Source organism: Pseudomonas sp. 21615526 (assembly GCF_013386245.1).
Lineage (GTDB): Bacteria > Pseudomonadota > Gammaproteobacteria > Pseudomonadales > Pseudomonadaceae > Aquipseudomonas.
Window position 1 is genome coordinate 1 of sequence record NZ_JACAOM010000077.1, and the last position, 11056, is coordinate 11056.

An 11056-nucleotide genomic window follows, 5' to 3' on the forward strand; every position below is an offset into this window, starting at 1 on the left:
CCCCTCAGCACTATGCACCACCACCAAAAGCTGAGCCTGAACCTCCCCCACCGACCGAATCCGATGCGGCTTCTGCGCATTGAAATGCAACGCATCCCCCCGATTCAACACCACCCGCTCACTCATGAAATCCACCTCAACCTGACCTTCATGCACAAACAAAAACTCCTCCCCCAAATGTTCCTTGAAGGTCTTGTCGGTGAACTCCGCCGGCGGGTAAATGATGAACGGCAACAAACTACGCTCACTGACCTGATGCGCCAGCACCGCGTAACCCGGTGATGCATCGGTGCCCGACAACGCCTGCCGTTCGTGGCTGCGCACCAGGCTGTAGCTGTCGAGGCTGACATTGTCCTCGCTGAACAATTCTTCGACCTTCACATTCAACGCCTTGGCCAGTTTCAGCGCCGCCGCAATCGACGGCGTATTCAACCCGCGTTCGACTTTCGACAGGTAACTCTTGGTCATCCCGGATTTTTCCGCGAGCGACTCCAACGTCACACCAAGTTTTTTTCTCAATATTTTCAAACGGATAGACATGCGCAGCGGTTAATCCATTAAAGAGGCGATGATGAATGCTTGCTAATGACACTTTGTGTCATATAGTCTCTTTAGTGTCATTTGCGACGAACAAGGACACTGATATGGCCAAGACATTAGCACTCCCGAAAGACCAGCTGGTCAAGCAGGCGCTGACCCAGATGCAAAACACCCTGGCGGATAATACGTGGACCGACCGGCAAAAGCTGGCGCTGACCTGCCGGATCCTGTTCGAAAACGGCCACGACTCCGGCCTCGCCGGGCAGATCACCGCACGCGGCCCGACGCCTGGCACCTACTACACCCAACAACTGGGCCTGGGTTTTGATGAGATCACCGCCAGCAACCTGTTGCTGGTCAACGAAGACCTGGAGGTGCTGGAAGGCCATGGCATGCCCAACCCGGCCAACCGTTTTCACAGCTGGGTGTACCGCGGTCGCCCGGACGTGAACTGCATCATCCACACTCACCCGACCCACATCGCTGCGTTGTCGATGCTGGAAGTGCCGTTGCAGGTGTCCCACATGGACCTCTGCCCGTTGTACGAAGATTGCGCATTCCTCGAAGCCTGGCCCGGGGTGCCGGTGGGCAACGAAGAAGGTGAAATCATCACCGCTGCCCTGGGGGATAAACGCGCGATTCTGCTTTCCCACCACGGCCAATTGTCCACTGGGGCGAGCATCGAGGAAGCCTGTGTGATCGCGCAGTTGATCGAACGCGCGGCCAAGTTGCAGCTGCTGGCGATGGCCGCCGGCACGATCAAGCCGATCCTGCCGGAACTGGGCCGCGAAGCCCATGACTGGATTTCCAAGCCCAAGCGCCACGGCGCCGCGTTCAACTACTACGCTCGGCAGAACCTGCGCCAACACGCCGATTGCCTGAACTGAAACCCTTTTTCGACCGGAGACCTTTCCATGTCCAGCCCTTCTATTCACGGCATTATCGGCTACACCATCACCCCGTTCAGCACGGACGGCCAGCGCCTTGACCTCGACGCCCTGGGCCTTTCGATCGACCGCCTGATCGACAGCGGCGTGCACGCTGTCGCACCGTTGGGCAGCACCGGCGAAGGCGCCTATCTCAGTGATGCAGAGTGGGATGAAGTCGCCGCCTACAGCATCCAGAAGGTGGGCAAGCGTGTGCCGACCATCGTCAGCGTCTCCGACCTGACCACCGCCAAGGCCGTGCGTCGCGCGCAGTTTGCCGAGGCCCACGGCGCGGACGTGGTAATGGTATTGCCGGCCTCGTACTGGAAACTCAGCGAGGCGGAAATCCTCGCCCACTATGCGGCCATTGGCGACAGCATCGGCGTGCCGATCATGCTCTACAACAACCCGGCCACCAGTGGCACCGACATGTCGGTGGACTTGATCCTGCGCATCGTCAACAGCGTCGACAACGTGACCATGGTCAAGGAAAGCACCGGGGATATTCAGCGCATGCACCAATTGCACCGGCGCAGCGAGGGCCAGGTGCCGTTCTACAACGGCTGCAATCCGCTGGCGCTGGAGGCGTTTGCGGCGAGCGCGAAAGGTTGGTGCACGGCGGCGCCGAATCTGATTCCTCAGCTCAACCTGGATTTGTATGAAGCCGTTTTGGCCAATGACCTGGAGAAAGCGCGGGAGCTGTTTTATCGCCAGTTGCCGTTGCTGGATTTCATCCTCAAAGGTGGCTTGCCGGCGACGATCAAGGCCGGTTTGCGGCTGACGGGCCTGGAGTCGGGGGATCCACGGCTGCCGGTGTTCCCGCTGGCTGAGGCAGGCCGTGTTCAGTTGCAAGAACTACTGACCCTGTTGCGCTGAAACGCGATCCAAATGTGGGAGCGGGCTTGCTCGCGAAGGCAGTGGGTCAGTCAATTAATAGGTCGACTGACTCACCGCATTCGCGAGCAAGCCCGCTCCCACATTTATTCCGCATCCAACCTTGGATTTTCAATAGAGACAAATGACAATAATTCTCGATATCATTCGCGACTTTTCCACGTCGTGCTTCGTCAAGAAGGATATCCATGTCTCGTCCCAAGCCCGACCCGCTGTCGGCCGATGCCTTTCGCGGGTTTTATGCAGATATCCTGCATTTCCTGCGTAAACGCACGGACAACGCCAGCGACGCGGCAGACATGACCCAGGATGTCTTCACCCAATGGCTGGACTACCGCGACCGGGCTCAGGTCGAGCAGCCACGGGCGTTTCTGTTCCAGATGGCGCGCAATCTGCTGCGCGATCACTGGCGCAAACAAAAGGTGCGGCACACCGTCCACCAGCAACAGGCCGAACTGGATGCCGAACCTGTCAGCGACTCGCGAGACGATCCCATGGCCGCCGCGCAACGCCTGCAACGCCTGGAACAGTTGAAAGAAGTCCTCTCTGAACTCTCGCCGAGAAGACGAGAAGCCCTTATGCTGCACCGCTTCGAAGGCTTGAGCCAGGCGCAGATCGCCGAGCGCATGGGCGTTTCGGTCAGCATGGTGGAAAAGCACATCGCTTTTGCCTTGCTGCATTGCAAGCAGCGACTTCAACAAGAACAGGGCAAGGAGCAGCCAGAATGACCCGCCTGAGCGACATCGACACCTGTGACATCGAGGCCAGCGACTCCATCGATGCCCAGGCCGCCAGCTGGTTTGCGCGCAACCGCAATGACGCCGGTCGCGCCGACCGCAAGGCGTTTGCCGCCTGGCAGTCCGAGCCGGCCCATGCCCGCGCCTATGCGGAATTCGAACAGCTGTGGGCCGACCTGGCCCAGTTGCAGCAACTGAACAAACCGACACCGCTGCCCGTGCGCAAACCACCCGTGTGGCGCCCGGCCCTGGCGGTGGCTGCCGCCCTGGTGTGTGCCGTGCTGGCGAGCAACATCGGCGCCCCGCGCGAGCTGTTCCACGCCCAGGTCGCGGCCCATGCCAAAGGAATGCGCACCATGCATTTGCCTGACGGCAGCACCTTGTACGTCAACGCCAATACGCGCCTGCGGGTGGACTTCAACAGTCACCAGCGCATCGTGCATCTGGATCAGGGCCAGTTGTATATCGAGGTGGCGCCCGACAAGGAGCGTCCGCTGTTCGTGCAGGCCGGTGAAGCCAATGTGCGGGTGGTCGGCACCGGCTTCGATGTGCGGCGCAGCAAGCAGCAACTGGTGGTCAGCGTGGCCCATGGGCAAGTGGCGTTCGATCCGGATACCAGGCTGCCGGCCACCCTGCTCGGCGCCGATCAGCGCGCTACGTTCAGTTATGCCAAGGGCACGCTGCAGCAGCAAACCCTCACTGCCGGCGAGGTCGCCGATTGGCGCGGCGGCCACGTGTCGTTTCGTAATCGCGAGCTGGCTAGCCTGATGGACGAGTTGAGCCTGTACCGGCCCCAGGCGCCGTTGCTGGTGGACAGCGCGGTGGCGCAACTGAAGGTCTCGGGCAATCTGGACGTGAATGATCCGGACGCCCTGCTCAACGCCCTGCCGGCGCTATTGCCGGTGAAAACCGTGGCCCTGGCCGACGGCAATATCAGGATCGAACCGCGCAAATAGCCCCGCGGAATTCTTATTTGAGAATATTTTGCATTCGCATGTGAGGATTATTTTTCCTGCCGCGTCTTCCTCGGGTCTGCGTTTGATACGCACACCTTTCTGGCCATTTGGCTACTCCGGGGGATTTCATGTTTCGCGCGCCTTGCCACGTTCAGCACCTGTTTCTTCGACCCACCGCCATTGCCGCCTGCCTGGCCTTCAGCCTGAGTGCCCAGGCCGAGTCGTTCAAGCTGCAACTGCCGGCCCAGTCCCTGGCCACGTCCCTGAGCCAGGTGGCGCAGCAGGCGAAAATCCAGCTGCTGTTCGATGAAGCGCTGCTGAAAAATATCCAGGCGCCAGCCCTCAATGGCGACTTCACACCGGAAGTGGCGATTCGCACCCTGCTCAAGGACGGCGAGTTCGTATTGCTCAAGGTCGGCAGCACTTACGTGGTACGCCCCGAAGAGGGCAAGACCACCAACAGCAGCGCGATCCAGCTCGACGCCCTGAGCGTGATCGGCACCGGCAACGAGGTCGACTCCACCACCGTCGGCCGTTCCACCCTGACCCAGGCGGACATCGACCGCTACCAGTCCAACAACATTCCCAGCCTGCTGCAAACCTTGCCCGGCATCAGCCAGGGCGGCTCGCTGAAGCCCGGTGGCCAGACCATCAACATCCGTGGTTTCGGCGACGCCGAAGACGTGCCGCTGACCGTCGATGGCGCCACCAAAAGCGGTTTTGAGCGCTACCAGCAGGGCACTGTGTTTATCGAGCCCGAGCTGATCAAGAGCATCGAAGTGGAGAAAGGCCCCAACTCGCCCTTCAGCGGCAACGGCGGCTTTGGCGGTACGGTCAACATGACCACCAAGGATGCCCCGGACCTGCTCAAGGACGGGCGCAACAGCGGTGCCATGCTCAAATACGGCTACTCCAGCAACGACCATGAGCAGGTCTACAGCAGTGCCGTTTACGGGCGAACCGATGATGGCCGCTTCGACGCGCTGGCCTACCTGACCCAGCGCGACGGCGGCGACATGAAACTGGCCGCCACCCTGCCCAACGACAACAACCAGTACCCGATCAACCCCAAGCGCCTGCCCAACAGCGCCCAGAATGTGGACGGCAAACTGTTCAAGTTCAATGCTCACTTCACCGATGAGCAAAGCCTGGGCCTGTCGTATTCGCGCTCCAACAGCCAGCGCTGGACGCCCTTCTCTGCCGCCAGCTACCCGACGCCGCCGACCCAGGCCAACATCGACCGCTATGGCTACGAAGCCGCGCTGAAACGCTTCCTGGCCAACCGCAATACCGTCGACACCACCTGGTCCGGCAAGTACGAATACCAGCCGATGAATAACCCGCTGGTGGACTTGACCATCAAGTACTCCGAATCCAATACCGACCAGACCGACGAGCGCGACGCCACGGCGTTTTTCCAGTTGGCCACCGGCGGGCGCAAGATGGACACCTCCTATAACGACAAGAACCTCGACGTACGCAACGTCAGCCTGTTTTCCACCGGTGCGTTGCAGCACGCGGTGACCACCGGCGTGCAAATCCGCAAGCACACCCGGGAAACCGAAATGTGGATGCCCGGCGCCACCTACAACACCCCGAAATACAACTACGGGCACTTCCAGCCGGGCTTCATGCCCCATGGCAAGGTCGACACCAACAGCTTCTTTATCCAGGACGCGGTGACGCTGGGCGATGTGACCATTACTCCGTCGATGCGCTATGACCATGTGCGCAACCGCGGCGAGGCCAATGACGCGCCGTACTACAGCAACCCGGACCCGGCCATCGGCCATGACTACAGCGACCGCACTTACACCGGCTGGTCGCCACGCCTGGCGGCGTACTGGACCATCACCCCGAACGTGGCGATGTTTGCCAACTGGAGCCGCACCTGGCGTGCGCCAGTGATCGACGAGCAGTATGAAGTCCAGGGCCTGGGCAGCCGCACCGCCACCAGCCTGGACCTGGACCCGGAGCGCATCACCTCCATCACCCTGGGCAACGTCACCAGCTTCGCCGATGTGTTCGCCCACGGCGACAACCTGCAACTGCGTACCACGCTGTTCCACAACAAGGTCGAGGACGAAATCTTCAAGGCCACAGGCGTGGGCTGCCAGAACCAGGCGGTCAACGGCGGGACGATTTCCAGCGCCTGCCCGCCGGGCGCGATGTCCAACTACCGCAACATCGGCGGCATGACCATCAAGGGTTTCGAGGCCGAGAGTTTCTATGACTCCACCTACGTGTTCGGCTCGGTATCGTTCGCCTACACCACCGGTAAACATGAAGGCGCCTACACCAACCCGTGGGGGCCGGACGTCTGGGCGCGGGACATTCCGCCAACCAAATGGGTGGTGGTGCTCGGCACCAAGATCCCGAGCCTGGATATGCGGGTAGGCTGGCAAGGGCAGTTCATCGGCGCCACCAGCCGCCTGCCGAGCGACAAGTATTCCGGCGGCCCGGGCACCAGCATCGGCGACCTGTTCTACGACCAGTACGGCAACAAGCGCTACAACACCCAGGGCCTCTTCGCCAGCTGGAAGCCGCAACAGGCTTACCTCAAGGGTACCGAGGTGAACTTCACCGTAGACAACCTGTTCAACAACAACTTCCGACCGGCCCTGAGCGGCGACCGCGCCTACACCAAGGGCCGGGATGCGAAGATCAGTGTGACGCGGTTCTTCTGACCCCACCTAATCAATGTGGGAGCGGGCTTGCTCGCGAAAGCGCTGGATCAGTCGGTACATGAGTTACCTGACACACCGCCTTCGCGAGCAAGCCCGCTCCCACATTCAGATCTTCTGCGCGCCATTTCTTGTATTCACAAGGCTGAGCTCTGGGGCGTGAACCCGCTGCTTGCTCAAATACCGCGTGCAACTCACCCGCAAGAACGAAGCAAAATTCACCACTTCGCCGCGGTAATCCATCACTTCTTCATACAGCTTGGCGATCAGTTGATTGGTGGTCATGCCATCCACCTCGGCGATCTCGCTGAGGATGTCCCAGAACTGGTTTTCCAGGCGCACGGTGGTCACCACGCCGCAGATGCGCAGGGAGCGCGAGCGGGATTCGTACAGAATCGGGTCGGCCTTGACGTACAGTTCGCACATGGCGATGACCTCCGCTTTACAGGGTGATTTTGGTGCCCAGCAGGCCGAGGAAACCCGCGAGCCAGCTTGGGTGCGCCGGCCACGCCGGGGCCGTCACCAGATTGCCTTGAACGTGGCTGTCGGTCACCGGGATATCGATGAACGTACCGCCCGCCAGTCGTACCTCCGGCCCGCACGCCGGGTAGGCGCTGCACTCTCGGCCTTCCAGGATCCCGGCAGCCGCCAGCAGTTGAGCGCCATGGCACACGGCAGCGATGGGTTTGCCAGCCTGATCGAAATCCTTGACCAGTTGCAGGACCTTTTCGTTCAGCCGCAGGTACTCAGGGGCACGGCCACCCGGCACCAGCAGCGCGTCGTAGTCGGCGGCGTTCACCTTGGCAAAATCCGCATTCAGGGCGAACAGGTGCCCGGGCTTTTCGCTGTAGGTCTGGTCGCCTTCGAAGTCGTGGATCGCCGTGCGCACGGTCTGGCCGGCAGCCTTGTCAGGGCACACCGCGTGCACGGTATGCCCCACCATCAGCAGCGCCTGGAACGGCACCATCACTTCATAGTCTTCGACGTAATCGCCGACCAGCATCAGGATTTTTTTCGCGGCCATGGGACATTCCTCCGGTTGAACGGTTGGGCAGATAGGAGTAGCCAAGATAGACCCGCAGGCTTGATCCGGGTAATGGCCCGCTACTACATCAGCACCCCGGCTTGTGTGGGAGCCGGGCTTGCCCGCGATGCAGACACCTCGGCCTGACAGGTAAACTGCGTTGATCCCATCGCAGCCTCGCCAAGGCTCGACAGCTCCCACATGAACCGAGTCGCCCGTTCAAAACTGTACGGCTCAATCTGCACCCAGCTGTAAGCCCGTGCTTGCGGGGCTTTGTGGCTAGATGAACATCCACTTCCGGCCCATTCGATTCTGGTTCCTTCCATGAGCTCCCGCGAAAATACCGGCATGGCCCTCGGCCTGCTGGGCGTCGTCATCTTCAGCCTCACCCTGCCCTTCACCCGTATCGTGGTGCAGGAAATCCACCCGTTGCTCAATGGCCTGGGCCGGGCGTTGTTTGCGGCGGTGCCGGCGGCGGCTTTGTTGCTGTGGCGTCGCGAGCGCTGGCCCACCTGGCGCCAGGTGCGCGGGCTGACGCTGGTGATTGCCGGGGTGATCCTGGGTTTCCCGGTATTGTCGGCCTGGGCCATGCAAACCTTGCCCGCGTCCCATGGCGCGCTGGTCAACGGGTTGCAGCCGCTGTGCGTGGCGCTGTATGCGGCGTGGCTGTCCCATGAACGTCCGTCGAAGGCCTTCTGGGCCTGCGCGGCGCTGGGCAGTGCGCTGGTGCTGAGTTATGCGTTGATCACCGGGGCCGGCAGCATCCAGGCGGGCGACCTGTTGATGCTCGGCGCGATTGCCGTGGGTGGCCTGGGTTATGCGGAAGGCGGCCGGTTGGCCAAGGAGATGGGCGGCTGGCAGGTAATCTGCTGGGCGCTGGTGCTGTCGACGCCGGTATTGATCGGGCCGGTGGCCTACCTGGCGCTGCAACACGAAGGGCCGATTTCCATGCGCACTTGGTGGGCGTTTGGTTATGTCTCGTTGTTTTCGCAGTTCCTGGGGTTCTTTGCGTGGTACGCCGGGCTCGCCATGGGTGGCATCGCCCGGGTCAGCCAGATTCAGCTGTTGCAGATCTTTTTCACCATCGCGTTTTCGGCGCTGTTTTTTGGTGAACACATCGAGCCGATTACCTGGCTGTTTGCCTGCGGGGTGATTGTGACGGTGATGTTGGGGCGCAAGACCAGCGTGAAGCCTGCGCCAGCTCCCAAGGCTAGCGCGATCTAATGTGGGAGCGGGCTTGCTCGCGAATGCGGTGGGTCAGTTGATACATCAGGTGACTGACACACCGCTTTCGCGAGCAAGCCCGCTCCCACACTTTTGATTTGCGTCGTACTCAGGCGAGGTAACCGTCCGCCCGCAGCAGGGTTTCCAGGCAATGTTCGGTGATGTTGTAGAACGCCTTGAGCTCCTGGATTTTCTCCAGGAGTTGAGCGTTGTCCACCGGCTCGGCACGCTTCACCGCCAGGATCATCTTGTTCTTGTTGGTGTGCTCCAACGAGATGAACTCAAACACCTTGGTCTCATAGCCGCACGCCTCAAGGAACAACGCGCGCAAACTGTCGGTGACCATTTCCGCCTGCTGGCCCAGGTGCAGGCCGTATTGCAGCATCGGCTTGAGCAGCGCCGGGCTCTGGATCTGCAGGCGAATCTGCTTGTGGCAGCACGGCGAGCACATGATGATCGACGCACCGGAGCGGATGCCGGTGTGAATCGCGTAGTCGGTGGCGATGTCGCAGGCATGCAGGGCGATCATCACGTCCAGCTCGCTGGGCGCGACGCTGCGCACATCCCCGCACTTGAACACCAGCCCCGGGTGGTCCAGGCGGGCGGCGGCGTTGTTGCACAGGGTCACCATGTCTTCGCGCAGCTCCACGCCGGTGACTTCGCCCTCGGCGTTGAGGGTGTTGCGCAGGTAGTCGTGGATGGCAAACGTCAGGTAACCCTTGCCCGAACCAAAGTCCGCGACCCGCACCGGCTGGTCCAGCTTCAGCGGCGAGGTGGTCAGCGCATGGCTGAATACTTCGATGAATTTGTTGATCTGCTTCCACTTGCGCGACATCGCCGGGATCAGCTCGTGTTTGGCGTTGGTCACACCAAGGTCGGCGAGGAAGGGCCGGGTCAGGTCCAGGAAGCGATTCTTCTCGCGGTTGTGCTCGGCAGACGGCGCTTCGCGCAGTTGCTGCGGCTTGCTTTTGAACAGTGAGCTTTTGTTTTTCTTGCTGTATTCCAGCTGGGCTTCGTCGGTCACCGACAGCAGGTGCGCATTCTTGAACGCCGCCGGCAACAACTCGGCAATTGCCGCCACGCCGTCGGCCAGGGAGAAGTTCTTGGTGATGTCGCGGGTCTTGTAGCGATAGACGAAGGACAGGCAAGGCTGATCCTTGACCGTCAGCTGCTTGATGATCAGCTTCTGAAGATCAGGCTCGGTGCCGACGTACTTGGCCAGCACCAGCTTGATAAAGGCGTTTTGCTCAAGGCTCGCGCTCAGCAGTTCGAGGAACTGCGCGTGATGATCCGGCGCGGGGCTGGCAGGTTTAGCGGTGGCAGACATGAACAAAAACGCCTCGGGCAGGGAATGCCGGGAATTTTACACTACTCCAACACCACCAACCGATTCGGCAGCTCATTGCGTGCGTGGGTCACCGGAACGTGCTCCCTGAGCAATTCCCCGCAAGCCTCAATACACGCCACAAACCCGGCCAACGTCTGGCCTTGCTTCACCTGGCGGGTGAAGTCCTTGACGATCGCATCCCAACTGCTGTCATCCAGGCGACTGGATATCCCCTTGTCCACCAGGATTTCCACATACCGCTCGGCCTCACTGACAAAAATCAGCACCCCGGTGCTGCCCAGCGTGTGGTGCAGGTGCTGCTCGAGAAACTGCCGCCGTGCCAGGTTGGACGCGCGCCAATGGCGCACCGAGCGCGGGATCAGTCGCGTGGTGACCCTGGGCAAACGGAACACCAGGCACAGCACGACGAACGTGCCCCACTGCGCCAGCAGCAAGGTGTACATGGTCAACCAGCCCGACAGGTAGTGGATGATCCCCGGCACCACCAGCGCCAGCAGGCTCGCCCACAACAGCGGGATGTAGGCGTAGTCGTCGGCGCGGGCCGCGAGCACGGTCACCAGTTCGGCGTCGGTCTGTTGCTCGACCCGGGCGATCGCCTCGGCGACCTGGCGTTGCTCGTGTTGACTCAGTAATGCCATGGTTGTTGATGCTCTCTAGTTATTGTCATTACCAGCCGCCCGAGGCGCCACCGCCGCCAAAACCACCGCCGCCGCCCCTGAAGCC

11 protein-coding genes are annotated in these 11056 nt (G+C 61.2%); 6 read left to right on the plus strand and 5 right to left on the minus strand.

Annotated features, from left to right (window positions below; all coding sequences use genetic code 11):
- A partial coding sequence (locus tag HX786_RS21965; protein ID WP_003209127.1) for a helix-turn-helix domain-containing protein occupies positions 1 to 540 on the minus strand: 540 nt, incomplete at its 3' end.
- A 104-nt stretch (positions 541 to 644) separates the two neighbouring features.
- Between HX786_RS21965 and HX786_RS21970 the strand changes: the two genes are divergently transcribed.
- The 5 genes from HX786_RS21970 to HX786_RS21990 all read left to right on the plus strand — a co-directional run bounded on the left by HX786_RS21970 (position 645) and on the right by HX786_RS21990 (position 6740).
- Entirely contained in the window at positions 645 to 1427 is a 783-nt protein-coding gene (locus HX786_RS21970) for an aldolase (RefSeq protein ID WP_003209128.1), read from the plus strand.
- Positions 1428 to 1454: 27 nt separating this feature from the next.
- Positions 1455 to 2342, plus strand: a complete 888-nt coding sequence (locus tag HX786_RS21975; RefSeq protein WP_178912584.1) for a dihydrodipicolinate synthase family protein — start codon at positions 1455 to 1457, stop codon at positions 2340 to 2342.
- A gap of 206 nt (positions 2343 to 2548) precedes the next feature.
- A complete protein-coding gene (locus tag HX786_RS21980; RefSeq protein WP_087692632.1) occupies positions 2549 to 3088 on the plus strand; it encodes an RNA polymerase sigma factor in 540 nt (179 codons plus the stop codon).
- Positions 3085 to 4053, plus strand: a complete 969-nt coding sequence (locus HX786_RS21985; RefSeq protein WP_178912585.1) for a FecR domain-containing protein — start codon at positions 3085 to 3087, stop codon at positions 4051 to 4053. The genes HX786_RS21980 and HX786_RS21985 overlap by 4 nt, the downstream gene beginning before the upstream one ends.
- Positions 4054 to 4181: 128 nt before the next feature.
- Positions 4182 to 6740: a TonB-dependent receptor gene (locus HX786_RS21990; protein WP_003209136.1), complete on the plus strand. Its 2559-nt coding sequence runs from the start codon at positions 4182 to 4184 to the stop codon at positions 6738 to 6740.
- Between the two features lie 105 nt (positions 6741 to 6845).
- On the opposite strand, the gene HX786_RS21995 is transcribed toward HX786_RS21990, so the two are convergent.
- A complete protein-coding gene (locus tag HX786_RS21995) occupies positions 6846 to 7163 on the minus strand; it encodes a ribbon-helix-helix domain-containing protein (RefSeq protein ID WP_003209138.1) in 318 nt (105 codons plus the stop codon).
- 16 nt (positions 7164 to 7179) lie between these two features.
- Complete coding sequence (locus tag HX786_RS22000; protein ID WP_008430897.1) at positions 7180 to 7761, minus strand: DJ-1/PfpI family protein; 582 nt, start codon at positions 7759 to 7761, stop codon at positions 7180 to 7182.
- Between the two features lie 324 nt (positions 7762 to 8085).
- Between HX786_RS22000 and HX786_RS22005 the strand changes: the two genes are divergently transcribed.
- Entirely contained in the window at positions 8086 to 8985 is a 900-nt protein-coding gene (locus HX786_RS22005) for a DMT family transporter (protein ID WP_003209142.1), read from the plus strand.
- A 109-nt stretch (positions 8986 to 9094) separates the two neighbouring features.
- Here the strand turns inward: HX786_RS22005 and HX786_RS22010 are convergent, their stop codons facing one another.
- Both HX786_RS22010 and HX786_RS22015 read right to left on the minus strand, forming a co-directional pair.
- Entirely contained in the window at positions 9095 to 10312 is a 1218-nt protein-coding gene (locus HX786_RS22010; protein ID WP_003209145.1) for an SAM-dependent methyltransferase, read from the minus strand.
- A 41-nt stretch (positions 10313 to 10353) separates the two neighbouring features.
- A complete protein-coding gene (locus HX786_RS22015; RefSeq protein WP_003209147.1) occupies positions 10354 to 10971 on the minus strand; it encodes a TPM domain-containing protein in 618 nt (205 codons plus the stop codon).
- Between the last annotated feature and the right edge of the window lie 85 nt (positions 10972 to 11056).

Bases quoted from the DNA above. Each gene is read 5' to 3' on its own strand.
- HX786_RS21970 (WP_003209128.1), top strand. From the start codon at position 645: ATGGCCAAGACATTAGCACTCCCGAAAGACCAGCTGGTCAAGCAGGCG.
- HX786_RS21975 (WP_178912584.1), top strand. From the start codon at position 1,455: ATGTCCAGCCCTTCTATTCACGGCATTATCGGCTACACCATCACCCCG.
- HX786_RS21980 (WP_087692632.1), top strand. From the start codon at position 2,549: ATGTCTCGTCCCAAGCCCGACCCGCTGTCGGCCGATGCCTTTCGCGGG.
- HX786_RS21985 (WP_178912585.1), top strand. From the start codon at position 3,085: ATGACCCGCCTGAGCGACATCGACACCTGTGACATCGAGGCCAGCGAC.
- HX786_RS21990 (WP_003209136.1), top strand. From the start codon at position 4,182: ATGTTTCGCGCGCCTTGCCACGTTCAGCACCTGTTTCTTCGACCCACC.
- HX786_RS21995 (WP_003209138.1), bottom strand. From the start codon at position 7,163: ATGTGCGAACTGTACGTCAAGGCCGACCCGATTCTGTACGAATCCCGC.
- HX786_RS22000 (WP_008430897.1), bottom strand. From the start codon at position 7,761: ATGGCCGCGAAAAAAATCCTGATGCTGGTCGGCGATTACGTCGAAGAC.
- HX786_RS22005 (WP_003209142.1), top strand. From the start codon at position 8,086: ATGAGCTCCCGCGAAAATACCGGCATGGCCCTCGGCCTGCTGGGCGTC.
- HX786_RS22010 (WP_003209145.1), bottom strand. From the start codon at position 10,312: ATGTCTGCCACCGCTAAACCTGCCAGCCCCGCGCCGGATCATCACGCG.
- HX786_RS22015 (WP_003209147.1), bottom strand. From the start codon at position 10,971: ATGGCATTACTGAGTCAACACGAGCAACGCCAGGTCGCCGAGGCGATC.